The organism is Amycolatopsis sp. NPDC041971 (assembly GCF_055588925.1).
On record NZ_JBVJCE010000012.1, the window covers coordinates 231,256 to 253,993 of the forward strand.

Annotated in this window: 25 protein-coding genes and 1 pseudogene; 10 read left to right on the top strand and 16 right to left on the bottom strand. The window is 68.2% G+C overall.

Annotated features, from left to right (window positions below):
- Nucleotides 1-127 precede the first annotated feature (127 nt).
- The 6 genes from ACZ6DT_RS24105 to ACZ6DT_RS24130 all read right to left on the bottom strand — a co-directional run bounded on the left by ACZ6DT_RS24105 (nt 128) and on the right by ACZ6DT_RS24130 (nt 4,540).
- A complete protein-coding gene (locus ACZ6DT_RS24105) occupies nt 128-1,318 on the bottom strand; it encodes a PP2C family protein-serine/threonine phosphatase (RefSeq protein WP_465599058.1) in 1,191 nt (396 codons plus the stop codon).
- Nucleotides 1,315-2,313, bottom strand: coding sequence for an ATP-binding protein (locus ACZ6DT_RS24110; RefSeq protein WP_465599060.1), 999 nt, complete (start codon nt 2,311-2,313; stop codon nt 1,315-1,317). Before ACZ6DT_RS24110 ends, ACZ6DT_RS24105 begins: the two co-directional genes overlap by 4 nt.
- Nucleotides 2,310-2,735, bottom strand: coding sequence for an anti-sigma regulatory factor (locus ACZ6DT_RS24115; protein WP_465599062.1), 426 nt, complete (start codon nt 2,733-2,735; stop codon nt 2,310-2,312). Before ACZ6DT_RS24115 ends, ACZ6DT_RS24110 begins: the two co-directional genes overlap by 4 nt.
- Nucleotides 2,725-3,123, bottom strand: a complete 399-nt coding sequence (locus ACZ6DT_RS24120) for an STAS domain-containing protein (RefSeq protein ID WP_465599064.1) — start codon at nt 3,121-3,123, stop codon at nt 2,725-2,727. The genes ACZ6DT_RS24115 and ACZ6DT_RS24120 overlap by 11 nt, the downstream gene beginning before the upstream one ends.
- Nucleotides 3,120-4,010 (bottom strand): STAS domain-containing protein, encoded by an 891-nt coding sequence (locus ACZ6DT_RS24125; RefSeq protein WP_465599066.1) that lies wholly within the window; start codon nt 4,008-4,010, stop codon nt 3,120-3,122. Before ACZ6DT_RS24125 ends, ACZ6DT_RS24120 begins: the two co-directional genes overlap by 4 nt.
- 74 nt (nt 4,011-4,084) lie before the next feature.
- The gene (locus ACZ6DT_RS24130) at nt 4,085-4,540 is read right to left on the bottom strand and encodes a MarR family winged helix-turn-helix transcriptional regulator (protein WP_465599068.1); all 456 of its coding nucleotides are present in this window, start codon (nt 4,538-4,540) and stop codon (nt 4,085-4,087) included.
- A 139-nt stretch (nt 4,541-4,679) separates the two neighbouring features.
- Here ACZ6DT_RS24130 and ACZ6DT_RS24135 point away from each other — a divergent pair, with 139 nt between their 5' ends.
- Nucleotides 4,680-5,867, top strand: coding sequence for a PP2C family protein-serine/threonine phosphatase (locus ACZ6DT_RS24135; protein ID WP_465599070.1), 1,188 nt, complete (start codon nt 4,680-4,682; stop codon nt 5,865-5,867).
- Between the two features lie 29 nt (nt 5,868-5,896).
- Here ACZ6DT_RS24135 and ACZ6DT_RS24140 read toward each other — a convergent pair whose 3' ends face one another.
- Together ACZ6DT_RS24140 and ACZ6DT_RS24145 are read right to left on the bottom strand one after the other, a co-directional pair.
- Nucleotides 5,897-7,429 (bottom strand): MFS transporter, encoded by a 1,533-nt coding sequence (locus ACZ6DT_RS24140; protein WP_465599072.1) that lies wholly within the window; start codon nt 7,427-7,429, stop codon nt 5,897-5,899.
- Nucleotides 7,430-7,764: 335 nt separating this feature from the next.
- A complete protein-coding gene (locus ACZ6DT_RS24145) occupies nt 7,765-8,421 on the bottom strand; it encodes a response regulator transcription factor (protein WP_465599074.1) in 657 nt (218 codons plus the stop codon).
- Nucleotides 8,422-8,540: 119 nt separating this feature from the next.
- On the opposite strand from ACZ6DT_RS24145, the gene ACZ6DT_RS24150 reads away from it, so the two are divergent.
- Genes ACZ6DT_RS24150 through ACZ6DT_RS24160 form a run of 3 tightly spaced genes read left to right on the top strand, consistent with a single transcriptional unit; the run spans nt 8,541 to nt 10,691 of the window.
- Entirely contained in the window at nt 8,541-9,212 is a 672-nt protein-coding gene (locus ACZ6DT_RS24150) for a response regulator transcription factor (protein WP_465599076.1), read from the top strand.
- Nucleotides 9,209-10,495, top strand: coding sequence for a sensor histidine kinase (locus ACZ6DT_RS24155; RefSeq protein ID WP_465599078.1), 1,287 nt, complete (start codon nt 9,209-9,211; stop codon nt 10,493-10,495). The genes ACZ6DT_RS24150 and ACZ6DT_RS24155 overlap by 4 nt, the downstream gene beginning before the upstream one ends.
- A 40-nt stretch (nt 10,496-10,535) precedes the next feature.
- The gene (locus ACZ6DT_RS24160; protein ID WP_465599182.1) at nt 10,536-10,691 is read left to right on the top strand and encodes a hypothetical protein; all 156 of its coding nucleotides are present in this window, start codon (nt 10,536-10,538) and stop codon (nt 10,689-10,691) included.
- Nucleotides 10,692-10,823: 132 nt separating this feature from the next.
- On the opposite strand, the pseudogene ACZ6DT_RS24165 reads toward ACZ6DT_RS24160, so the two are convergent.
- A pseudogene (locus ACZ6DT_RS24165) lies at nt 10,824-11,237 on the bottom strand (DUF58 domain-containing protein); the annotation flags it as partial.
- A gap of 54 nt (nt 11,238-11,291) precedes the next feature.
- On the bottom strand, nt 11,292-12,527 hold the full coding sequence (locus tag ACZ6DT_RS24170) for a serine/threonine protein kinase (RefSeq protein ID WP_465599080.1): 1,236 nt from the start codon (nt 12,525-12,527) through the stop codon (nt 11,292-11,294).
- 127 nt (nt 12,528-12,654) lie between these two features.
- On the opposite strand from ACZ6DT_RS24170, the gene ACZ6DT_RS24175 reads away from it, so the two are divergent.
- Genes ACZ6DT_RS24175 through ACZ6DT_RS24185 form a run of 3 tightly spaced genes read left to right on the top strand, consistent with a single transcriptional unit; the run spans nt 12,655 to nt 14,602 of the window.
- On the top strand, nt 12,655-13,377 hold the full coding sequence (locus ACZ6DT_RS24175) for a hypothetical protein (protein ID WP_465599082.1): 723 nt from the start codon (nt 12,655-12,657) through the stop codon (nt 13,375-13,377).
- Between the two features lie 5 nt (nt 13,378-13,382).
- A complete protein-coding gene (locus tag ACZ6DT_RS24180; protein ID WP_465599084.1) occupies nt 13,383-13,784 on the top strand; it encodes a hypothetical protein in 402 nt (133 codons plus the stop codon).
- Between the two features lie 35 nt (nt 13,785-13,819).
- On the top strand, nt 13,820-14,602 hold the full coding sequence (locus tag ACZ6DT_RS24185) for a hypothetical protein (RefSeq protein WP_465599086.1): 783 nt from the start codon (nt 13,820-13,822) through the stop codon (nt 14,600-14,602).
- Nucleotides 14,603-14,754: 152 nt separating this feature from the next.
- Here ACZ6DT_RS24185 and ACZ6DT_RS24190 read toward each other — a convergent pair whose 3' ends face one another.
- Nucleotides 14,755-15,522 carry an AfsR/SARP family transcriptional regulator gene (locus ACZ6DT_RS24190; RefSeq protein WP_465599088.1) on the bottom strand — a complete coding sequence of 256 codons (768 nt, stop codon included), beginning with the start codon at nt 15,520-15,522 and terminating at the stop codon, nt 14,755-14,757.
- Nucleotides 15,523-15,733: 211 nt separating this feature from the next.
- Entirely contained in the window at nt 15,734-16,984 is a 1,251-nt protein-coding gene (locus ACZ6DT_RS24195; protein WP_465599090.1) for a LuxR C-terminal-related transcriptional regulator, read from the bottom strand.
- 151 nt (nt 16,985-17,135) lie between these two features.
- Between ACZ6DT_RS24195 and ACZ6DT_RS24200 the strand changes: the two genes are divergently transcribed.
- Complete coding sequence (locus ACZ6DT_RS24200) at nt 17,136-18,221, top strand: S-(hydroxymethyl)mycothiol dehydrogenase (protein WP_465599092.1); 1,086 nt, start codon at nt 17,136-17,138, stop codon at nt 18,219-18,221.
- The gene (locus ACZ6DT_RS24205) at nt 18,218-18,850 is read left to right on the top strand and encodes an MBL fold metallo-hydrolase (RefSeq protein WP_465599094.1); all 633 of its coding nucleotides are present in this window, start codon (nt 18,218-18,220) and stop codon (nt 18,848-18,850) included. Before ACZ6DT_RS24200 ends, ACZ6DT_RS24205 begins: the two co-directional genes overlap by 4 nt.
- 15 nt (nt 18,851-18,865) lie before the next feature.
- Here the strand turns inward: ACZ6DT_RS24205 and ACZ6DT_RS24210 are convergent, their stop codons facing one another.
- The 4 genes from ACZ6DT_RS24210 to ACZ6DT_RS24225 form a co-directional block, all read right to left on the bottom strand.
- Nucleotides 18,866-19,858: a phage baseplate protein gene (locus tag ACZ6DT_RS24210; protein WP_465599096.1), complete on the bottom strand. Its 993-nt coding sequence runs from the start codon at nt 19,856-19,858 to the stop codon at nt 18,866-18,868.
- A 110-nt stretch (nt 19,859-19,968) separates the two neighbouring features.
- A complete protein-coding gene (locus ACZ6DT_RS24215; RefSeq protein WP_465599098.1) occupies nt 19,969-20,652 on the bottom strand; it encodes a PAS and ANTAR domain-containing protein in 684 nt (227 codons plus the stop codon).
- Nucleotides 20,652-21,236 carry a response regulator transcription factor gene (locus ACZ6DT_RS24220; RefSeq protein ID WP_465599100.1) on the bottom strand — a complete coding sequence of 195 codons (585 nt, stop codon included), beginning with the start codon at nt 21,234-21,236 and terminating at the stop codon, nt 20,652-20,654. The genes ACZ6DT_RS24215 and ACZ6DT_RS24220 overlap by 1 nt, the downstream gene beginning before the upstream one ends.
- Nucleotides 21,233-21,622: a hypothetical protein gene (locus tag ACZ6DT_RS24225; protein ID WP_465599102.1), complete on the bottom strand. Its 390-nt coding sequence runs from the start codon at nt 21,620-21,622 to the stop codon at nt 21,233-21,235. The genes ACZ6DT_RS24220 and ACZ6DT_RS24225 overlap by 4 nt, the downstream gene beginning before the upstream one ends.
- A 301-nt stretch (nt 21,623-21,923) precedes the next feature.
- On the opposite strand from ACZ6DT_RS24225, the gene ACZ6DT_RS24230 reads away from it, so the two are divergent.
- Nucleotides 21,924-22,250 (top strand): hypothetical protein, encoded by a 327-nt coding sequence (locus ACZ6DT_RS24230; protein ID WP_465599104.1) that lies wholly within the window; start codon nt 21,924-21,926, stop codon nt 22,248-22,250.
- The last annotated feature ends 488 nt before the right edge of the window (nt 22,251-22,738 follow it).

The following is a 22,738-nucleotide window of genomic DNA, read 5'->3' on the forward strand; positions in this document are numbered from 1 at the left end:
CCGTCCCACCCGCCTCGTTCTCGACGATTGACTGGAAACATCGCGTACTGAATTCATTACCCCGTGCTCGGCGAAAGCAAACTCTGTCGCCGACGCGTCCTATCCGGCCGCCGATGGTCATTGTCCGTCAAGGATTTCGTTCCGCCGCTTCTCGCCGGATCACGATGACGACGGTGTCGTCGGCATGCAGGACGACGTCGTGCATCTTCGCGGCGAGGGTGCCGGGGATCGCCGCTGTGGGTTCTCCGGTGTGGTGTGGTGCGATGGCCAGCAGCCGGGCTTCGCCCTCCTGGTAGTTCTTGCGGCTTTCGATCAGTCCGTCGGTGTACAGGAGGATCAGATCGCCCGGTGCGAGGGTGCGGTGGACCAGGCTTCCGGTGCCGGGATCGGGAAATCCGACCCCTCTCCCGACCTGGGACGGCACCAGGAGTTCGGTGTCCCCGGTGGTGGTGACCAGCACCGGACGGGGGTGGCTGCCGTTGGCGAAGGCGACGTCGCCGGTCGCCGGGTCGAGCCGGGCCAGCAGCACGGTCGCCATCAGGTCGGGTTCGATGGTCGCGAGGGTGCGGGCGGCGTGCGCGATCAGGTCCGGGAAGGGATGGCCTTCCAGGGCAAGGGTGCGGATGGCGTGGGTGACGGTCAGCGCGTGCCGGGTCGAGGTGACGCCGTGCCCGACGGCGTCGACGAGGGTGATGTGCACGTTCCCGTCGGGCAGGACGAACCAGTCGTAGAGATCGCCGCCGGCGGGGGAGTCCGGCTCGCTGGGCGCGTAGTGGACGGCCAGTTCGAACCCGGCGACGTGCGGCGGCGGGGGCCGCAGCGCGTCTTCCAGTTCACGAAAGATCACCGAGTGCGCACGGCGCAGTTGTTCGTCCCGTTCCTCGAGTTCGACGTACATGGCGAGCACGCCGCTGTTCGTCTCCGCCAGTTCGTGTTTGAGTTCGCGTTGCTCCTTGGTGATCACGTCGGTGCGGGCGATCAGCGCCAGCATCTCCTCCCGGGTGGCAGGCTCGTCGTCGTCCGGCACGGTCGCGGCGGAGTGACCGGCACTGAGGTGCCAGGTCAGGGTCGCGCTGTCCCCGGCGTCAGGCAGGAGTGGCAGTGCGTTGCGTTGCCGTTGCCCGACGGGGCGGGGCAACCGCAGGGTCACGGCCAGCCTGTTGTCCACCATCGACGAGGAAAGTCCGGTATCCGGCGCGGGCTCGGCGAGCAGGGTCACGGCGAGGACCAGTCGCGCCCGGTCCGCGGCCGGGACTCCCGCGGCCGCGCAGATCTGGCGTAGTTCGCGGCGCAATCGCGCCACGTGAGGATGCGTCATGCCGTGTCACCGCTCGGGCCGACCGCGATCAGCGTGGCGTCATCGCGGGGATCACGGTGGTGCTGGGCGAGGTCCGCGGCCAGCAGCGCGGGTACCGGGAGCGGGCCGAGTGGCGCGGGGCCGCGCCACGTGGTGCCGATTCCGTCGGTGTGCAGCACGACGACGTGGTGCCCACCCAGGTCGAGGGAGCGCACCTGCGTCGGCGGCAGGCTGAAACCGACCACACCGGGCAGGCTCAGGAGCGGCCGGCTCCGTCCGGGTGTCAGCACCAGGCCGCTGATGTTGCCGACACCGCAGAACTCCAGGAGTTCCCCGGAAAGGCGCGCCAAGGCGACCGCGGCACCGCGGGTCTGTCGCAGTGTGCGGTGCATGGCGGTCAGATGTTCGGGCAGGGAGCGGCCCGGTCTTTGGCGGAAGACGTCGATCGCGGCTTCGGCGGCGTCGCTCGCTTCGGGGCCGTGGCCGAGCCCGTCCACGATGGCGATCGTGCGGACGCCGGGCCCCGTCGACAGCGCGAGTGCGTCGCCGCAACGCTCTTCGCCCTCACGGGCCAGGCGAAGGTGAGCGACCCCGGTCGGTGGCAGACCGGGAGTGAGCACCCTGGCCGCCGCGATGGTGCCGGCTCCGGGCGTCGACCGGATACGGAATTCCGTGGCCAGCCTGCCGACGGCGCCGAGTCCCGTGCCGAGCGTGTCGGTCGTGGTGTGGCCGTCGATTCGCCAGTGATCCAAGTTCGCCATACCCGGCCCGGCGTCGGTGGCGTAGAGGTCGATCCCGTGTCCGGCAAGGGAGCGCTGAACGAACACGCATCCGTCGCTGGCGTGTTTGTCGATGTTGCCGGCCAGTTCGGAGGCGATGACGGCGGCGCGTTCGGCGAGCACCTCGGGTAGCCCGATCCGGGCCGCGACCTCGCGGGCCGCGCGTACCGCGGTGTAGACCGCGCTCGCGTGGTCGATGCGGATCAGCGTCGTGGCATGCGCGACTGTGACGGTCATGGTTTCCAGCGCACGATCGTGACCGTGGTGCCCTCGCCCGGCGCCGTGTCGAGGGTGAATTCGTCGACCAGCCGCCGAGTGCCGCCGAGGCCGTGTCCGAGGCCGGCGCCGGTGGAGAAGCCGTCGGCCATGGCCTGCTCGACGTCGGCGATACCGGGACCTTCGTCGCGGACGGACAACTTCAGCCCCATCCGTCCCCGGCCGTCTCGCACGACGGCGATCGTCATGACGCCGCCACCACCGTGGATGTAGGCGTTGCGCACCAGTTCGCTGGCCGCGGTCACGATCTTGGTCTGGTCGACGATCGAGAACCCGGCCGCGACCGCGTCGGCCCGTACCGCGTGGCGGGCGCTGAGCAGATCCTCTTCGGCGCGGACGGAGTGTTCGCGCGGGCCTTGGTCGGTCAATTCGTCAGGAAGCATGAGGCGCCTCTTCGGCGGCCTTGCTCGCACGACGCCACCCCAGCAGTTCCATGGCCTGTTCGGCGTTGAGCGCGGTCTGCACGCCGGTGAGCCGCAACCCCAGTTCGGACAGGGTGATCGCGACGGCGGGGCGCATTCCGGCGACGATCATGCGGGCGCCGAGGAGCCGTCCGGTGGCGGCGAGTTCCATCAGCACCCGGGCGACGAAGGAGTCGATGATCTCCAGCCGGGAGATGTCGAGGATGACCCCTCGAATCCCCTCGTCGGAGATCCGCGAGGTGAGTTCGTCGGTGAACTGGAGCGCGGTCGTGTCGTCGAGATCGCTGAGCAGGCCGCTGATCAGGATGTCCCCGAGCCGCAGGATCGGCAGGCCGGCGCGGGCGTTCACCCGGTCACCGCGCCGGGGCGGATGTGGTCGTCGAGCAGTCTCATCGCCGTGGCGAGCGCGTCGGCCAGCGAACCGCGGGTCACGATGTGCGACAGATCGATGCCGAGCTGGGTGACGGTCTGCGCGATCGACGGGCGGACGCCGCTGATCAGGCATTCCGCGCCCATCAGCCGGACGGCGCTGACGGTCTGCAGCAGATGTTGCGCCACCGCTGTGTCCACTGTGGACACGCCGGTGATGTCGATGATCGCCACACGTGCCTCGTGGGTCTGGATCGCCTCCAGGAGGTTGTGCATCACGATCTGCGTGCGGGCGCTGTCGAGGGTGCCGATCAGGGGCACGGCCAGTACCTGCCGCCACAGCCGGACCACCGGGGTGGACAGCTCCAGCATCTGCTGGTGCTGGCGGCGGATGATCTCCTCGCGGCCTTCGACGTAGACCGAGAACGTCAAAAGTCCCGCGGCGTCGAAAAGACGGTTGACCTCCAACGAGGCGGCGTAGCGCACGGCGCTGTCGTCGGTGTGCCGTTCGAGCGCCGTCAACGTGGTGCGCTTCAGCGCGAAGATCGCTTGTGCCGTGGCGGAGGGAGCCGCGCCCGCGCGGGATCGTCGCTCGGACAGCCCTCGCAGGGCGGAGCGGACCGCTTCGTCCAGCTCGATGACCTGGGCCGACGGTATGTCAGTGCCCAGTGCGCCGCCGAGCGCTCCCAGCAGTTCCTTGGCTTCGCGCCGTAGCCCGTCCTCGCCGAGCTGTGCCGACGAATCGGCCAGCTGCCGGCGCACCCAATCGTCTATCAAGACGTCTTGGTCCACCTCGAAGATCCGCGACAGCAGGTCCCGGGCAACAAGTTCTTCCGTGCCGTGCAACGCGACCTCCCAGCCGATCACCGTCGCGAAGCTCCAGCGCGTCCGCAACTGTTGTCATATGACAACAGTAACCCTACTGGAGCGGTTCCGACGGTTCAGCGCGGCGTGCGCTGTCCAGCGGCCTCTTGGAACTCGAGTAGACCGGTGGCGAGCGCCGCCCTGGCTTCCGGCGACATTTTCACCAGCGCGGTCTGGAGGCTTTCGCGGCGCCGGTCGCGGAGATTCCGCAGGTAGGCCTTGCCCTGGTCGCTGAGTCTCAGGGTGAGTTCGCGGCGGCTTCGGCTGCTGGGCAGCCGTTCGAGGAAGCCGACGGCCTCGAGCCGGTCACACAGGCGGCTCACCAGCGGAGGCGTCGAGCCGAGCAGATCGGCGAGTGCGCGCAGGTTCAGCCCGTCGTGGTGGTCGAGCGCGACGACCGCGCGGACCTGGGACGTCGAGAGCGGGCGGGGAGAGACCTCGCGGGCTCGTTCGAACATGAACTCGAGCAGCTCGGCCGTATCGGCCACGGCCGCCACCGTCTCGGTGTCGGACTGCTCAGGGGACCGGTTCACACCGCCACTCTCGCATCCTTATGCTGAGCTGTCAGCCCAGCTCACTGAGACGCGTCCCTGCACAGGTTCGACGGAGCAGCGCCGACAAATACCGAGTGCCCAGGTCAGGCATCGGTTCCGGTGAGCAGGAGGCAGTTCGGTGGACAGATCCCTGGCAGTCGAACGCGTTCTGCGCGGCGTCCAGCCCCACGCACTGCTCGACGGGCTGCGTTCGGCGTTGCAGGAGCATTTCGGAGCCAGGTCCGTCGATCTGCTGATGGCCGACTACAGCCTCACCGAACTACGACGGGTGACGATGTTGCCCTACACCGCGGAGCCGATGCCGGTCGCCGGCACCACGGCGGGCAAAGCCTTCACCGCCCAGCAGGCGACGTTCGACACGGACGAGAACGGCGTGCGGGCGTATCTCCCGGTCACCGTCCGGGGCGACGGCATCGGTGTCCTGGTCGTCACCCTGCCCGAAGAGCCGGAGCCGCCCGTATGGGCCGAGTTGAGCCGGTTCGCCGAGGTACTCGGGCACGAGGTGTTCGTCGCCGACCGCGACACCGACCTCTACGTGCAAGCACGCCGGTCTTCCCGGCTCACCCTCGCCGCCGAGATGCAATGGCAGCTGCTCCCCGGCCGTGCCTGTGCCCGTCCCGAGTTCGCCCTCGGAGGTCAGCTCGAACCCGCGTACGCCATCTACGGCGACTGCTTCGACTGGTCGGCTTCCGCCCGCAAACTGGCGGTCACGCTGATCAACGGCATGGGTGAGGGCACCAGCGCGGCGTTGCTGACCAACCTCGCGATCAACGCGCTGCGCAACGCCCGGCGAGCGGGCATCGGCCTCGACGCCCAGGCCGAACTCGCCGACCAAGCCCTCTACGCCCAATATCGCGGCCAGGAACATGTCGCCGCCCTCCTGCTGGAATTCGACCTCTCGACCGGTGAGATCGCCGCGGTCGACGCCGGTTCGCCTCGCCTGTGGCGGCTGCGCGACAGCAAGGTCGAACGCGTCGTCTTCGACGAGCAACTCCCGCTCGGCACGTTCGAAGACACCACCTACACCATCGAACGCCTCCAGGCCTTGCCCGGCGACCGCTTCGTCTTCGTCAGCGACGGCGTGTACGACTTGCCTGGGGCGCACGGGGAACTCTACGGCGATCGCGATCTCAACCAGGCCGTCGTCGCGACCGCGAGTCTCCCCGCCGCCCATGTCCCCGGTGCCGTCCTCGACGAACTGCGCGACCGCCGTGAAGGCGACCTGGCCACCGACGACGCCATGATCGTCTGTCTCGACTGGTTCGGGCCCAATCCCAGCGCCGATGTCGCGTCGACGAGATCCTGACGGTCAGTCGGCTCGCACGGGTACCGGTGTCATCGATTCGGCCGGCCCTTCTTCTTTTCGGTGGCGGGCAAGGTGGCCAGCAGGACGGCCGCTCCGAGGAGGGTGATGACCGCGATCCAGCCCGCGCCGACGTGCATGGCATGGATGAACGCGTTGTCCGCGGCCTCCGCGAGAGCGGGCTGGTCGGCAGCGGTGGCGACGTGGCGGGCCTGCTCGGCGGAAATCAGCGCCTGATCCCGCACCGGACCGGGTGCATCCGCCAGCGAAGGTTCGATCGCACGCCGGTACACGATCGACATGATCGTGCCGCCGACCGCGATTCCGATCACGCTGCCGGTTTGCCGCACGGTGTTGGTGACGGCCGAGCCCGCGCCGGCCTGTGCCAACGGGAGGTCGCCGATCAACGCGGCCGTGACGGGGCCGATCACCATGCCGATCGAGAGACCCTGCACCAGCAACAGGGCCTCGATCCAGCCGAGTGGGGTGTCCAGTCCGAGGAATCCGTACCCGCCCATGGTCAGCGCGGCCATGGTCAGCGCCGGGACGGTGACGAGGCGTAGTGACAGGCGGCGGACCAGGCGTGTGGCGAGGGGTGCCCCCGCGAGCGCGCCGAGTGCGGTCGGGAGAGTGGCCAAACCCGCTTCCATCGGTGAGAATCCGAGGGCGCCTTGCAGGTAGAACGCGTTGTAGAAGGTGATGGCGGCCACGGCGAAGAGCAGCAGCCCGAGCGCCACATTGCCGCCACCGAACGCCCGTCGCGCGAGCAGCCGCGGATCGAAGCCGGGCACCTTGGCGCGCAGTTCGACGAGCACGAAAACGGCCAGCAGAACCAGACCGGCGACGACCGGCGCCCAGACGTCGGTACGACTCCACGCGGCCGCCTGCCCCGCCCGGATCAGCCCGTAGGACAAGGCCACGAGACCACCGGCCGACAGCAACATCCCAGCGGGGTCCAAAGGCCGCGGAGTAGGGCTGCGGAAATTCGGAACCAGTACGGCGAGCCCGGCGAACGCCACCACCGAGACCGGGACATTGATCAGAAAGACCGAGCCCCAGTGGAAATGATCGAGCAGGAAGCCCGCCAGCACCGGTCCGGCGGCCATTCCGACACCGGCCGACGTCGAGAAAACGCCGATGGCGGCAGCGCGGGCGGGTCCGGTGAAGGTCCACATGAGGATGGCCAGCATGGCGGGTGTGATCAGGGCGCTGCCGACCCCCATCACAGCTCGAGCCGCGATCAATTGTCCCGCATCGCTCGCGTATGCCGCCCACAGCGAGGATCCGGCGAAGATCACCAACCCGCCGGAAAACACGGTCCGGTGACCGAAGCGATCGCCCAAAGCGCCTGCGGTGAACATCAAAGTGGCGAAGGCCAGCGTGTACGAACCGGTCGCCCATTGCAGCTCACCGGGATCGGCCCCCAGGCCGCGGACCGGGTCCGCGAGGGTCTCCAATGTGGTACTCAGGACGGTGTTGTCCAGCCAAATCAGCAGCGAACACAACATGAGAACGGCGAGAATCAATTGCTGCCTGATTTTCGGCAGCGGCGGAGGCGTGGTCAAGGAACACCTTCGGATATCGATCGGCGGGAACTCGAGCGACAATAAGCAAACCTCGCGACGCTGTCAAACTTTGTTTTATTGTCCGATACTGTTGCGGCCGAATGAATTGTATGCCCTCTGCGGGATTTGCGGATCGGCCGATTCTGTGCCCTCGGATGATTTGCGATTCGGTGGATTTCGAGGTGTCTCGAACCCGGCGTCGTCGCGGTGAATGAACCGGCGATGAACCGGTGTCCGCCATCATCAGGACGGATCGCCGCCGGTGATGGCGGTATCGGCCCAGGGTGTGTGAGACAGGTGGCGAGTTGCTCAGCGATGATGTCCGGACCGCGAGGTCAGCCGATGCGGTAGCCGGCTTTCGGCACCCTGGTGATCAGCGGCGGTTTCAGCAGCTTCCGCCTGAGGTTCGTCAACACGACGTCGAGAACGTTGGAGGTCGGATCGACCACCTCGTCCCAGCCCGCTCTCGTGAGCCGATCACGGGAAACCGGCTGTCCCGCGTTTTCCAGCAGGCATCGCAGCACGGCGAACTCCGTGCGGGTCAGGCCGAGCAGGACCCCGCCGCGCCGGACCTCGTGCCGTCCGGTGTCGAGTTCGAGGTCCGCGGCCCGCAGCACCGACGGCGGCGGGACCCGGCCGCGGCGGCAAAGGCTGCGTACTCGTGCCACCATTTCCGCGATGGCGAAAGGCTTTTCGAGGTAGTCGTCGCCGCCGCGCCGCAAACCGGCGACGCGCTGATCGGGATCGCCCAGCGCGGTCAGGAACAGCACCGGGGTCATCCAGCCGGTGCCGCGTTTCTGCTCGACGTAATCCAGCGAATCTCCGCTGGGCAGCATCCGGTCGAACACCGCACAGTCGTAGGAGTTGACGAACAGCGCTTCGTCCGCGGGCCGGAGATCGCCGACGGCGTCGACGGCGAACCCGGCGGCGCGCAGGGACGAATGGACCGACGACCGGAGTGCTTCGTCGTCTTCGATGACCAGTATCCGCACTCGGCCAAGGTAGCCGAGTCACCGGAAGGGCGGATTCGGGTGATCGGCCGTTCCGCGGTGTTCGGGACGCTAATCTTTCACGGAGACCCCATGACCTCCCTCTTTGGTGCGAGGATCCGATGCCGATGAACGCGAGGGTGCTGATCGTCGAGGACGACGAGGACATTCGGATGGCGGTGTCCGCCGAGTTGCGGGCCGCCTCGTTCGCCGTGGACGCGGCCGGCTCGCTGGCGGCCGCGGCCGAAGCGCTCGACGTGCCCGGCGGGGCGCACGACTGCGTGGTCTTCGACCGGATGCTGCCCGACGGAGACGCCATCGGGTTCGTCGACGCGCGCAGACGGCTGGGCTGGGCCGTGCCGGTGCTGTTCCTGACCGCGCTGGATTCGAGCAGTGCCCGGATCGAGGGATTCGAACACGGCGGGGACGATTACCTGGTCAAACCCTTCGTGATGGCGGAACTGCTGGCGCGGGTGATGAACCTGTGCCGCCGCCGCGACGGCAGGCCGCCGGTGTTGCGCCACGCCGGCCTCGAAGTCGACTTCGCGCGCTGCGAAGTCCGCCGGGGCGGTGTGCTGCTCTCCCTGAGCAACCGGGAATTCGCGATCCTCGAATATCTGGCGACCCGCCCCGGGATGGTGGTGTCCCGAGCGGACCTCGTCGAGCACTGCTGGGACCTCGAGAACGAACCCATGGCCAATGTCGTCGACGCCGTCGTCAAACGGCTGCGCCGCAAACTGGGCGAGCCCGATCCGGTGGAGACGGTACGCGGAGTCGGGTTCCGGCTCTCGTGACCGACACCTCGACCGAGACCTCGACCTGGCGGCTGCGACGGCTCCGCCGTCTGCTGACGTTGCTGTTCACCGCGATGAACGCGCTCGGCCTGGTGGTGCTGGCGTGGCTGCTGATCGAGGCGGACGCCGACCAGGGCAGGCAGCGGCTCGACAGCGACGTCCGCCAGGTCTCCGCGACGCTGGCCAGGCTGATCTCGGCGGACGGCGGCGCGATCGTCACCGCCTACATCGGCACCGACACCGTGAACGAGCAGTGCCCGCAGTTCGCCGTCCTCCCTGGCACCGCCCCGCGCTTCGAGCCCTACCGCGGCAAGCGCGAGTGCGTCCCCGTCGACGACGACCTGCTGAACCGGCTCGCGACCGAGGCCACCGGCACGAACCTCTCGAAGACCGGCTATGAGCGGACGGCCACCGGCCGGTCCGTCTACGTCGCCGCCGATCCGATCACGGACCCCTCGAAGCAGATCGTCGGCGCCGTCGTCGTGGTGGCCGATGCCGAAGTCGTCGGCGGGCGGCACGACGAGTGGACCTTGCTGGTGATCGGCGGCTGTGCGCTCCTGGTGCTCGGGCTCGGCGCCGTCGGGTACTTGATCGCGGGACGCGCCATGCGCCCGGCGACCGCGGCGCTGGAACAGCAGAAGTCGTTGCTGGACGGTGTTTCCCAGCTCCTCGACGGCGTCGTGCACGATCTCAAGACACCGGTGGCCGGGTTACGCGCGCTGGCCGAGACGGCGTCGCGGAACCCCGCCGCACAGGCCGAGATGTTGCCGAGGACCATCCGGCTCGCTTCGATGATGGGCGACATCATCGATCTTTGGCCGAGCCGTGCCAGGGTCACCGCCGGTGTCGAGAAACCGGCCATGGGGCCGCTGATGCTCGATCAACTGGTCGAGATGGTCGTCGAGGACATGCCTGCCGACGGTGCCCGGATCTCGATCACGTCCGTGCCGACCCGTGTCGAGGGCGACGCGACGTTGCTGCGGCGTGCCGTCGCGAACCTGATCGGGAACGCCTTGAACCACGGCCGCGCACCGGGTGAGGAGGCCGACATCCAGGTCACCGTGCTCGACGGCAGGGTGATCATCGCCGACCGCGGTCCCGGTGTCGATCCGGAAGGGGCGGCCGAACTGTTCGAACGATTCGTCAGCGGCGGCGGATCGACCGGGATCGGCCTTGCCGTCGTCAAGTGGGTCGCCGACATCCATGGCGGCACGCTGCGTATCTACAACCGCGACGAGGGCGGAGCGATCTTCGAGTTCGCCTTGCCGATGGGGAGCGGGTGAGCAGGTCATGACGCCGAACGAGCGCGTTACTCTGCCGGATGTGATCCGTGCAGGTAAGGAGACCGCCGGGACGCGCTGGCGGGCAAGGGCTCCGATCGCGTTGATCGTGGCGGGCTGTGTCGCGGTGGCGGGTCTCGCCGTGAGTGGTGCCGCGAAGCCGCTGCCCGGTTTGGATCTGTCGCCGACCGGGCACTGAATCTACAATTCCGTGCTCGGCAAGGCGTTCCATATCGACGGGGCGGGTAAGCGGGCGGACGCCGAAGTGCCGAGCACGTATCCTGCCGGTCACGACGACCAGGCAGCCACCACGGACATCCTTGCGGGACAGCGAGATCGGGATCATCGGCCGGTCGCCCGCCGGGTCCTGGCGGACTTCGCACAGCACGTCCAGCGACCGCCGTGCCGCCTGTGCACCGCCGAAGGTCGTCAGGTCCTCGCCGGTCGAGGTGAGCAGGCGGCAGCGGTGCCCGGCCATCGCCGCCGCGTTCACCAGTGACGCCGCCAACTCGGCGGCCTCTTCGAATTCGTTCTCGGACAACACTTTCGCCCGGGTGTCGAGCAGCAGCGTGAACCGGGGGTGGTCGGGATCGACGTAGTCCCTGACCATCAGCTGCCCCGTCCGGGCCGTGGCCTTCCAGTGCAGGTGACGGACCTCCCGGAGGTCCGCCGAATCGTGCAGCGAATCGTCGGTCGTCGGGCCGTCGTGATGGTGACGCGGATGCCCGGTCGCGAGCGCGCGCATGGGACCGGATCCCCTCTCCACCGCGGACTCGTCCAAGGTACAACAGGGCCCGGTTCATTTCCGGCAGACCGCGCCCCGGATGGGTTGTGGTGCGCTTTCCTGCACCCCACCGCCGTCGGTGATCTGGATCAGGAAGCAGTACTTCCGGCCAGGGTCGACGGGGACCTTCATCGTCCGCTGCTGCCGGACGATCGTGGTCTTGGCCGCACCGGTGCCATCCGCGACGACGACAGCGGAGTCGAAGCCCTCCGGTGCCCGCCACGTCAGCTCGACCGTCGAGCCGTGGTCGACCGGCGCGGCCAGCTCCACCCGCGGCGCGGGTTTCGGGCTGGTGCTCGCCTTCGACGGGCCCGGCTGTGCCTGAGCGCTCGGCGCCGGTTCGGTCGAACCAGGGAGAAGGAACCAGACGGTGGCGGAGAACACGGTGGCCGCGCCGATGGCGAGTACCGGCCAGACGGACTTCTTGCGGCGCTCGGGTGCCGGTTCCGGTTCCGGTTCGATGGTCAGAAGCGGGAAGCCCTGGATCCCCCGTGACACCACGACGGGTGCCTCTTCGTCCATAGTGGACTTTTCGGGGATGCTGTGCCCCGCCGCCAGGCCAGTGAGGAGCTCTTCGACGACGGCCGCACTGGCCGGACGAGAACCGGGGTCGTCGGTGAGGAGGTTCTCGATGAGGGCGAGGAGATCGATCGGCGCGTCCGCCCGGTGCAGTTCCGGCCGGTCGGGCCGGGGCGGCAGACCGGTCAGCGCGAAATGGAGCACGGCACCGAGTCCGTAGAGGTCCGCGCTTTCGCCGTCGGTTCCTTCCGGGGCGAGGAAGTCGCATCCGTGGTCCGGATCGCGGACGAACACCGGGCGCAGGGTGCGTTCGAAGTCGTTGATCACGGGTTCGCCCGACGCGCGGAACAGCACGTTGGCGGGAGTGAGCCTGCCGTGGACGATCCCGGCTTCGTGCGCGCTCGCGAGCGTCGACGCGATCGCGGAGCCGAGGACGAGGGTGTCCGCGACCGACAGCGGACCGGTGTTCTCGACCAGATCGAGCAGCGATCGGGCGCAGCGTTCGCCGCGGAGCGCGCACCGGCCGTCGGGCAGTTCCTCGATGGCTTCGGGCACCAGAAACTGCCCGTCCAGTGCGGAAAGCCGCTCCAGCTCACGCTCCAGCCGGAGGCGGGTGCGCTGGTACAGCCTGCCGGGGAACACTTTGAGCGCGACTTCGCCTTCGTCCGTCGGAAGGGCGAAGACGGCGCCGGCCGATCCGCTTCCGAGCGCTTCCCCGTCCTCCGGTCGCATGACCCCAGGGTAGTGCGGAGAGTGCGATCGCGGGAGTGCGGATGAACCGCCGATGTACCGGTACTGAACCGTCGCGCGCCACGCTGCTTCTCAGCAGCGACGCGACGGGAACAGCGAGGTGGGACGTATGAAGCAGAAGAACAATCTCCGGCGGGCGGCCGTCTACGGCGTCGCCGGTCTAGCCACCGCGGCCATCGGCGCCTCCACCGCGAACGCGATGGTGGACGACCGGCCCGACGAGAAACCGGTACAGGACATCGCGCAGGCGGCCAAACCGCAGCACGTTCAGGTCCCGGAGACGGCGCCCGCCGCGGTGAAGCAGGCGGACCGGGCCGCACCGCAGACCAAACCGGAGCCACGGACCGAAGCCGCGCCGCCCGCGCCGCGGCAGGTGGCCCCGTCACCGGCGGTGACCCCCGTCGTGCCGGCCCGGATGCCTGTCGTTCCCGTGGTCAAGCGGGCCGCCGCGGAACAGCGGACGGTGAAGCCCGCACAGACGGTCAAGAAGGTCGCCCACTCGGTGCCGGTGGTGAAGAAGGCGGCGGCCGTCAAACCGCGTGTGGTGAAGACGGCCGCGCCGAAACTGTCGAGCGTCCTCCCGGAGAGGAAGTTCGTCGTTCGCGCCGCGGTCGCCGAGACCGCGCCGCGGACGATCCGCGAGCAGCTGCAGGACAAGGCCAAGGCCGTCGACACCGCGAACGAAGCGGTGGAGCGTGCGAGCAAGGTGCTGGACAAGGCCAAGGACGACCTGAAAAAGGCCAAAGGCGATCTGAAGAAGCTCCACGAGACCGTCAAGAAGATCAAGGACCACGACAAGCCGGTCAAGATCATGACGGGCGACCGGGACTGAGTGCCATGACCACGACCCTTGCCGAACGACCGGCGCTGTCGCTGTGGGCGGCCTTCCGGAAGTTTTCCGTTCCCCGCGGCCCTGTCGTCCCGCAACCCCGGTATCTCGTGGTTCCGGACGAAGTGTGGTTGAACGAGCGACCGTCCATTCCGGACACCGAAGAGGTCGATCACGTCGAGTACGACTATTACCTGGAGCACGAAGAAAAGCCGCTCAGCAAGAGCGCGGTCACCGGCTTCGGCGGTGGGACCGCGTCACTGGTCTTCGGGGTGACGACCGGACTGGTCATCGCCACCCCGGTCGGAATAGCCGTCGGCGTGGCCGCCGGCATCTTCGGCGGCCTGATGGGCCGTTCGCTGGCCGAAGAGTTCTACGAACGCCGTCACGAAGACGAATCCCGGCTGTGAACGTCACGGCGGGCAACAGGAAATCGAGGTATCCCATGAACATCAAGCGTGTAGGCGTGCTCGGCGTCGCGGGCCTGACGACCGCCGCCGTCGGCGCGTGGACCTTCGGCGCCTTCGAGGGTACCGACGAAGCGGCCGCGTCCGCCGTCCCCGCGGGCCCCATCGCGGCCGCCGCGCCGAAACCGGCCGTCGCCCCGCAGCAGCAGGCCGCCCCCGTCAACCCGCTCGTGCAGCAGGTCGCTCCACCCGCCGCGGTCGCCGCGGCTCCGGCCGCGCAACCGATTCCGGTCAAGAAGGTGGCCGAGATCAAACCCGCCGCGACGACGGCGAAGAAGGTGCAACGTCAGAAGACGAAGACTCCAGTGGCCAAGGCGGCCGTCGCCAAGGACAGCCACGTCCAGCTCGCACCCCGGGTGATCGCCGTCGAGAAGCCCGCTCCCGTCGTGACGGACGGCTCGAAGAAGATCATCGAGTCGGTCGCCAAGGCCAACGGCTCGCTGGACACGGCCAAGAAGCTCATCGACAAGGCGGGGGACGAGGTCAAGAAGGCCAAGGACGAGCTGGACAAGGTGAAGAGTGAGCTGAAGAAGATCAAGCCCGGCAAGCACCAGGATTCGTCCGAGAAGGCCAGGCACGACAAGGAGAAGCGGAAGGACTGCGAGAACCGGAAGCAGACCAAGCCCGATCCTGCCAAGCGGGCCGGCACCGGGCACGTTTCGGTGGACAGCAAGGGCCTGAAGCCCGGCCAGACCCGCACGGTCTCCACGTCCAGCCCGGACGGTACGTCCTGGTCGAGCGCCAAGGTCGCGGTCAAATAACGTCAAGCTCGTGAGCGGCGATTCGGGTTCGGCCCCGGATCGCCGCTCACGACCGGGTGTACCCAGTGCCCGCGGGGCGGGGTCATGTTCCGGGCGGACGTCGCGAAAGGCCTCCGTCACCGTGAGGGGGAGACGGAGGCCTTTCGGTGTGGTCAGGCGGCCGGGCGCCATCCGGTGGCGCAGCCGAGCAACGCGGTCCGGTGGGCATCGGTGAGGGCGGACCCCGGTTCGACGCCGAGTTCCCGCACGATGATCGCGCGGGCTCGGCGGAACGCGGCGAGCGCTTCGCTGCGCTGACCGGTTTCGTTCAGCACCAGCACAAGCCGTGCCCACGCGTGCTCGCGCAGCGGGTCTTCGTCGATCAGGCCGTGCAGGAGCGAGATCGCGTCGAGGTGCCTGCCGAGCGCGTGACCGGTTTCGGCCAGGTCTTCGCGAATCTGCGTGTGAAGACGTTCCAGCCGGGCGACTTCGGCAAGGGCGTCCGGGGTCCGCAGGCCCTCGAACGGCGTACCGCGCCACAGATCCAGCGCGTCGGTGAGCAGCTTGGCCGCCCGCTCGCAGTCGCCTTCGCGGAGCGCGTCGCGGCCCTCGGCGAAGTTGCGGCCGACATGGTCGATGTCGGTCTCGTCGCGGTCGACGACGATCCGATACGCGCCGGGCCTGCTCTCGATACGGGTCCTGTCCGCCGCGGGTGCCAGTGCGCGGCGCAGTCCGCAGATATAGGATTTCAAGTTGCCCCCGGCCGACGCCGGAACGGCGCGGCCATGCCAGGCCGCGTCGACCAGCCGGTCCACGCCGACCCACTTGCCGCGGTCTAGCAGCAGCGAGGTCAGCACAGTGGTCGGCTTGCCCGGCTTGATCGCGAGAGGCGGGTGTCCGGGTACGGTGACCTCGATCGGTCCGAGGAGCTGGAAGAGCATCGGATGTCCTCCCCGTGGCGTGCTTGTGCGGTCTGGGGACAGCGTGCCCGACACGGTATTAGGATTTTATGACAGTCATCGGGTGCGGACGACCTGGTCGCGGTCGCAGGACCCCGACACGAAGGGCTCCACCGACAAGGCCGCCCTCACCGACGGATTCAGCGCCCGCGGGACGGGTGGTCCGTGGACAGGTCGGTGCCGCCGGAGCGACTCAGAGGTTCGTGATTCCGGCGCTCAGGGCCAAGGCCGCGGCTTCACCGCGTGAAGTGACGTCCAGCTTCTTCAGCAGGCCGGTGACATGGAACTTGACCGTGCTCTCGGTGATCCCGAGCGCGTCGGCGATGGACTTGTTGCGCTGCCCTTGAGCGACCAGCCGCAGCACTTCGACTTCACGGCGGTTGAGATTCGACGGCAGCGTCTCGTCGGTCCGGCCCGCGGCGGGGGCGAACGGGACGCTGATGGCGACGTGGCTTCCCCAGTCGGGGAGTGCGTCGATCCGGACGGTGGCGCCGAGGGTTTTCGCGCGCCCGTCGAGTCGCAGGCGCAGGCCGGCGCTGTCGAGACCGCCCGACCCTTGATCGCGGACGTCGAGGTGCAGTGCGGTGCTGTCGCTCGACCAGGCGATCCGGAGCCGGGCCAGCTCGGGTTGGCTGGTGAAGGTCAGCACGGCCGTGCAGGTCATCGCGTGGGCGGCGTGGGCGATCTCGCCGGGTATCGGCGGTCCGTTCTTCGGCGGGGCGACGAATTCCAGTCGCGCGTCGTGGTGGCGCAGCAGCTGCCGGATTTCCCGCCGCAGCCTGCCGAACGCGGTGTGCACGGGCTCCTCGGACTGAGCGAGATCGGTCTTCTGGGCCGACCGGAGCGCCACCAGCGCGGCCGAGGCGGAGTCGGTCGCGGCGAGCCGGGCGCGGTGGTCGTCCAGTCGGGAGGACCGCAGTGTGGTGAGGATGGTGACGAGCGCGGTCTCGTGCGCGGCGGCCATTTCGGCGATCGTCCGGGCGCGTTCGCTGGAGGCCGCGCGGGATTCGGCGAGGTAGTCGGGGCTGGCCTGGGTCACCTGTTGGCGGATCGAGGTCGCGACGATACCGAAGATCTCGGCCAGGGGAGCGGGATGCGGAAAACGGGTCCGGCTCGACCGGGGGACGAGCGCGAGCAGGGTGCCGATCGGATCCTGCACGGCCCAGACCGTCCGGGTGGTGCCGCCGAGAGTGGCCGTCGTGGTCAGCTGATGGCCGGGCGGCACGCTCGCTTTGAGCGTTTCGAGTTCGGCGATGGTGATCTTGTCGGTGATCTCCCGGGCGCCGGTGACCTTGCGCGGTCGCCCGGTGCACTCCCGGGTGAAGATGACCAGGGCCTGGTGCGGCCAGTCGTCGGCGAGGAAGCGCGAGAACCGGTCGGCGATTTCGCGCAGCGGGCCCTCGATGACGTCGCGCAGTGCGGTCAGGTCGGCGGAGTCGGGCATCCGGCGAGCCTAGCCGCCGGCTTACCTGGTCTAAAGGACAGGATCCACTGGACCGATGACCAGGTCGCTGACACGGCCTCCTGGCTTAGCCTCAGGGGAAGCATGCGTTGATGTGCATGCCTGTGTTGCCAACCGGCGGAGGAAACAGGGAATGCCACAGCAGGTGCGCGGAGTGATCGCCCGGTCCCGGAACGCTCCGGTGGAGCTGACGGACATCGTGATCCCGGATCCGGGCCCCGGCGAGGTCGTCGTGTCGATCGCGGCCTGCGGGGTCTGCCACACCGATCTGACCTACCGCGACGGCGGCGTCAACGACGAGTTCCCGTTCCTGCTCGGTCACGAGGCCGCGGGCACCGTGGAAAGCGTCGGAGACGGCGTGGATTCCGTGCGACCAGGGGATTTCGTCGTCCTCAACTGGCGTGCGGTGTGCGGGCGGTGCCGGGCCTGCAAGCACGGACGCCCGCAGTACTGCTTCGACACCTTCAACGCGACACAGAAGATGACGCTGACCGACGGGACCACGCTGACCCCGGCCCTGGGCATCGGCGCGTTCGCGGACAAGACACTCGTCCACGCCGGACAGTGCACCAAGGTCGACTCCGCCGCGGACCCGGCCGTCGCGGGCCTGCTCGGCTGTGGCGTGATGGCCGGTCTCGGCGCGGCGGTCAACACCGGCGCCGTCGGCCGCGGGGATTCGGTCGCGGTCATCGGCTGCGGGGGAGTCGGCGACGCCGCCGTCGTCGGGGCCCGGCTGGCCGGTGCGGGCACGATCATCGCGGTCGACCGCGACGAGCGGAAGCTCGTGTGGGCACGTGAACTCGGCGCGACCCACACCGTCAACGCCTCCGACACCGACACGGTCACCGCGATCCAGGAGCTGACCGGCGGTTTCGGCGCCGACGTCGTCATCGACGCGGTCGGCCGTCCGGAGACGTGGAAAGCGGCCTTCTACGCACGTGACCTGGCGGGCACCGTGGTCCTGGTCGGCGTCCCGACGCCGGACATGCGCCTGGAGATGCCGTTGATCGACTTCTTCTCCCGCGGTGGCGCGCTGAAGTCGTCCTGGTACGGCGATTGCCTGCCGGAGCGGGACTTCCCGATGCTGATCGACCTCTACCTTCAGGGCAGGTTGCCGCTGGAACGGTTCGTGACCGAGAGGATCACGCTCGACGGTGTCGAGCAGGCCTTCCACGCCATGCACGCCGGCGAGGTGCTGCGCTCGGTGGTGATCCTGTGAGCGGGAACCTGCGGATCGAACGCGTCGTCACCGCCGGGGTCTTCGAGCTCGACGGCGGGAGCTGGGACGTCGACAACAACGTCTGGCTCGTCGGGGACGACGACGAGGTCGTGATCGTGGACGCCGCGCACGACGAGAAGACCATCACCGAGGCCGTGGGCGGCCGGGACGTGGTCGCCGTCGTCTGCACCCACGGGCACAACGACCACGTCACCGTCGCTCCGCGGCTGAGCGAGCACCTGCACGCCCCGGCCGTTCTGCATCCGGGGGATCGGGAACTGTGGGAGATGACCCACCCCGGCAGCCGTTTCCGGCGCACGGAGGACGGTGAGCGGATCGCCGTCGCCGGCACGGAGCTCGTGGTCATCCACACACCGGGACATTCGCCCGGATCGGTCTGCCTGCATCTTCCCGAGGCCAAAGCGCTGTTCTCCGGGGACACGCTCTTCGCGGGCGGCCCCGGCGCGACGGGGCGCTCGTTCTCCGACTTCCCGACGATCATTTCCTCGATCAGGGAACGGCTCTTCGCGTTGCCGGAGGACACCAAGGTCCACACCGGGCACGGCGACCCCACCACCATCGGTACCGAAGCGCCCCATCTGGCCGAATGGATCGCCCGCGGACACTGAGTCCGTTACGAGGACTCAGTCGATGAGGACGTTCTTGTAGAACAGGTTCGCGTAGCGGTTGGCGTTGTCCATGCTGCTGCGCGAACCGAAGCCCAGATACAACCGGGTCTCCCCGGCCAGGCTCCGGTAGATCCCGAGCCCCTCCGGCTCGCGGAACACCAGCGACTTCCCCGCCCTGGTCAGCGCTCGGCTCTTCACCTTGCCGGTGTTCATGTCGATGCACGTGACGTAGGAATTGATGTCGGCGGGGTCCGCGTGGCCCGTACCGTCCAACGTGTACAGATACTGGCCGTGGATGGTGTACCCCTGGAATGTCACCGGCTCGGCGGCCAGTGCGGGCTGCGGGAAGTGCGCCATCGGTGCGCCGAAGTCGCCGGCGGCGGCGGACGCCAGCGGGTACACGCTGATGAACATCCTGCCGCCTTCCTTGCGCCGTACCGCGATCCGTTTGTTGATCGGGTCGGTGGCACAGGTGATCGTGTCACTGCCGGTGAGGAACTTCTTCACCGACGGCGTGCCACCGTTGACGAACTTGAACCTGGCCAGCGCCGTCCCGCGACCGGCACCGGTGGGCCCGTCCGAGTCGCATTCCATCCAGATGTAGGAGTCGGTGCCCACCGGTTCGACGCCGATCGACACACCGTGCCCGGCGTTGTCGAGATGCATCGACCCCTGGATCTCCCCGGCAAAGTTGACTTGCGTGATGCACAGATCGTCCCCGGTGCCGCCGTTGCGGGCGTTCACGACGAAAATACGCACGTTCTGGTTGTCGAAGGCGAAGCTCTGCATCACGTGGTGCGATTCGTGCAGGAGCTTGCCGCGGAACTCGTCGTAAGACGGCTCGGTGAGGTCGAAACGCCGGGACACCGGCAGCGCGGTGATCGCGGCCGAAGCCGGTCCGGCGAATATCGCGCCGGCGCCGAGCAGTGCCGTCGACGCGGCGAGACCCCCGCCGATGCGCAGCAGTGAACGTCGAGAAACGAGATCCCGGGGCACTTGCTCGGACATGAACGCTCACCTTCGTTGAGTTTCGCGGTCCGAACGAAAATTCTCCGAGGTCGTACAAGATCCGTACAAAGCGCCCGCGATCAACCTGGCCGACGGTCGGTGGCAGGCCTTCACTCCGGGTCGGGGTGTCGGTGGACGGTGAACAGGAGGCGGTCGAACCGGGCGCGTTGTCGCACGGAGCTGCCGCCGAGGGTGGTGAACGCGGCGGTGAGTCTCGCGGCGAGGACACGCAGTTTGGTGTTGGTCTCCTGGGACCGCCACTGCAGGACGTGGAAGGCCTGCTCGTCAGTGATGTTGTAGACGAACATGAGCGCTCCCTTGGCCTGCTCGATGCTCGCGCGGGTCTCGAGGAATTCCGGGAGGGCTTCGGCGAGGATCTGCCGCCGGTGCTCGTCCCGGTCGGCGTCGAGGTCGACGTAGTAGCCGGTGATGCCGACGGTGGCGCCGGTGTCGTCGTGGAGGTGATCACCGACGACCAGCACATGGTGCTCGATACCGTAGGTGTCGATGACGCGGTGGCGGTTGCAGAACGGAGTGCCGTCGCGGAGCGTGCCGGCGACCGCGGCACGGTCTTCGGGGTGTTTGTGCGACAACACCAATTCGGTCGTGGGCTTGACGGTTCCCGGCCGGTAGCCGTGGAGCAGAGCGACTTCGTCGGACCATTCCCACGAGTGGTCGTCGAAGTGGAAGCGGAAAGTGCCGATGGTGTGCGGGCGTCCGGCCATGATCTGGTCCAGTACGGGAGGTGACGTGTCCCCCGAAGCGCCCGGCGGACACGAGGAGGCGAAACTCATCAGTCGATGAGGTTCTGTCGCATGCCTTGGACGACCGCGTGGGCGCGGTCGGTCGCGGAAAGCTTGCGGAACAACCGCTGGGCATGTGTCTTCACCGTGTCCTCGGACAATTTCAGATCGCCGCCGATCTGGCCGTTGGTCTTTCCAAGACTCATTCCACGAAGTACTTCCAGTTCGCGTTTCGACAAGCTGAACCCCTGCTCCGACGCGGCTCGCGGAAGTGGCAGGGAATGCGGTCCGCGGCCGAAGCCGAGCGCGTTCGTGGCGCTCGCTTCGCAGGACAAGAATCCGACGGCTCCCTCTTTGATCGCGGTGGCGACGAGATTCTCGGACTCCGGCGGACCGTACACGACCACTCTTGTCCCGTGTCGGGTCGTCGACAGCTTCCGGATCGTCTCCACCAGCACCTCGGATGGCATGTGAACGCTCAGGAAGACCATGTCCGCGGGCAGGAAGCGAAATTTGCCCACGAGGTCCGTACTGCTCGCGGCGGCACCGACACGCGCCACTCCCGGCACGGTCATGAGCAGGCGGGCCATGCGGTCACGCGGCTCGCGTCGACTGTCCAAGACCAGGATGTTCATCGCGATGTCCCCCGCGGGCCGAAGTGATGGGTCGCCATGGACCCGGACAACTCGAAGAAGCGAGGCCCGGTACTCGACCACAGAATGGTCCTATCGTAGGAGACCAGGGCCTGGTCGGGTAACGCGTTACCGGTAAAGCAATCCTGACGGGTGAGCACGATGCAGGTACCGAAGAGACGGATGATCTCGTTCGGTGGGCCTACCGCCACGTGGCCTGTTCCGGCACGCCGATCGACGACTTCGCGCAACGCCGTCGTCCGGCGGAGCCCCGTGCCGTCGTCCGCGACTTCGACGGTGTGGGTATCGGGCGGTTTCTCTGTCCACACGGCGCGCTTGCCGCCCGAGGCGCTACGGAAAGTGTCGATCTGCGGCTCGTGCCGCGGCAACGCCACTCGTTAGTGTTGTTTCTCGACAGGTTCACTGGGTGGACATAGGGTTCTTCCGTACCGAAAATACACCCATAAGAATGGATCGGTGCTCGAACCGCCACATCCTGCGGGTTGGGGGTTCTCTGTGAAGCCCTTCTTCCCTAAAGTGTGCACCGGTTCAGCCAGGAGCCGTGGAAGTGCGGGCCGCGTATGCGGGTCCGTCACCCGGTCGGCCTTCCGTGTCCGCGCACCGACATATTCTCCGGAAGGAGATATGGCCCACGCCGGTGGAGCCAGGGAAAACGTGAAAGATCAACTAATGGCCGCGCCCGTGGGCGCGGCTTTCACCTCGCGCCTGGTCTGTCTGGCAGGCGATCGTCTCATTCATCCGGCCGACGGTCGCAACGACCTCGCCCGCATCGTCGTCCGCTGGGCTCGAAGATGGGTTGCCGAGACCTGGGCCGCCCGGCAGTACTTCGAGGCGCTCGGCATCGGTGACATCGAAAGTCCTTGTTACGCGGACGAAGATGTCGCCGGCTGGCTGCTTCTCGAACCTCGGCCGGGCTCGCTGGCGTGGCAAGTGCGCTCGGGAGAGGTCGAGGTCTCGACGGCTTTGACCGCGGAAGCCGAAGCCTGGCCCGACTGACCACGCGAAGCCCGGCCGTCCTTCGCCAGGCGCGGGGCTTCCATGGCGTTTCGCATGCTTGCCGGCTAGAACGCGCTGACTCGATCGGCCACGCGTTGTGCGCTCACGGGTCCGCGGTACCTACACGATGGTGGAACCGGGTGGAAACACCGAGGCCCCGTCAGTACGTTCCCCCACGCAGGACGAATCTTGGCCGTCGTCCTGCTCCCGGCAAAGCACGTGAGGGAGGATCGGGCTCGTCGCCGCGGTCATGGCCGACGGCGGGGAGTCTCCGTATCACCGTGCCGCCGGCAGCGTGCTGGACGGTGGTCCGAGCCGGCACGACTGAGCGGGCACCGCGAACGCGGGGCCCGCGACGTGGGGCGGGCCGCCCACGCGGTCCCCGCCCCCCGTTTCCCCACCGTGGTGCCACGTGGTTCAGGGGGGTTGGCTGTGGTCTACCCCAACCGTCCGTTCCGCCCCCCCCCCCCCCCCCCTTGTTGGTTTGA

Excerpts from the sequence above, each read along its gene's own strand:
- ACZ6DT_RS24190 (WP_465599088.1), bottom strand. The coding sequence starts at position 15,522 with ATGCTCTTCCAGCTCCTCGGACCGATCGAGGTCACCGTACCCGGACAC.
- ACZ6DT_RS24230 (WP_465599104.1), top strand. The coding sequence starts at position 21,924 with ATGGCCGCGCCCGTGGGCGCGGCTTTCACCTCGCGCCTGGTCTGTCTG.
- ACZ6DT_RS24195 (WP_465599090.1), bottom strand. The coding sequence starts at position 16,984 with ATGCCCGACTCCGCCGACCTGACCGCACTGCGCGACGTCATCGAGGGC.
- ACZ6DT_RS24150 (WP_465599076.1), top strand. The coding sequence starts at position 8,541 with ATGCCGATGAACGCGAGGGTGCTGATCGTCGAGGACGACGAGGACATT.
- ACZ6DT_RS24215 (WP_465599098.1), bottom strand. The coding sequence starts at position 20,652 with ATGAGTTTCGCCTCCTCGTGTCCGCCGGGCGCTTCGGGGGACACGTCA.
- ACZ6DT_RS24170 (WP_465599080.1), bottom strand. The coding sequence starts at position 12,527 with ATGCGACCGGAGGACGGGGAAGCGCTCGGAAGCGGATCGGCCGGCGCC.
- ACZ6DT_RS24115 (WP_465599062.1), bottom strand. The coding sequence starts at position 2,735 with ATGCTTCCTGACGAATTGACCGACCAAGGCCCGCGCGAACACTCCGTC.
- ACZ6DT_RS24175 (WP_465599082.1), top strand. The coding sequence starts at position 12,655 with ATGAAGCAGAAGAACAATCTCCGGCGGGCGGCCGTCTACGGCGTCGCC.
- ACZ6DT_RS24180 (WP_465599084.1), top strand. The coding sequence starts at position 13,383 with ATGACCACGACCCTTGCCGAACGACCGGCGCTGTCGCTGTGGGCGGCC.
- ACZ6DT_RS24110 (WP_465599060.1), bottom strand. The coding sequence starts at position 2,313 with ATGACCGTCACAGTCGCGCATGCCACGACGCTGATCCGCATCGACCAC.
- ACZ6DT_RS24220 (WP_465599100.1), bottom strand. The coding sequence starts at position 21,236 with ATGAACATCCTGGTCTTGGACAGTCGACGCGAGCCGCGTGACCGCATG.
- ACZ6DT_RS24185 (WP_465599086.1), top strand. The coding sequence starts at position 13,820 with ATGAACATCAAGCGTGTAGGCGTGCTCGGCGTCGCGGGCCTGACGACC.
- ACZ6DT_RS24200 (WP_465599092.1), top strand. The coding sequence starts at position 17,136 with ATGCCACAGCAGGTGCGCGGAGTGATCGCCCGGTCCCGGAACGCTCCG.
- ACZ6DT_RS24105 (WP_465599058.1), bottom strand. The coding sequence starts at position 1,318 with ATGACGCATCCTCACGTGGCGCGATTGCGCCGCGAACTACGCCAGATC.
- ACZ6DT_RS24210 (WP_465599096.1), bottom strand. The coding sequence starts at position 19,858 with ATGTCCGAGCAAGTGCCCCGGGATCTCGTTTCTCGACGTTCACTGCTG.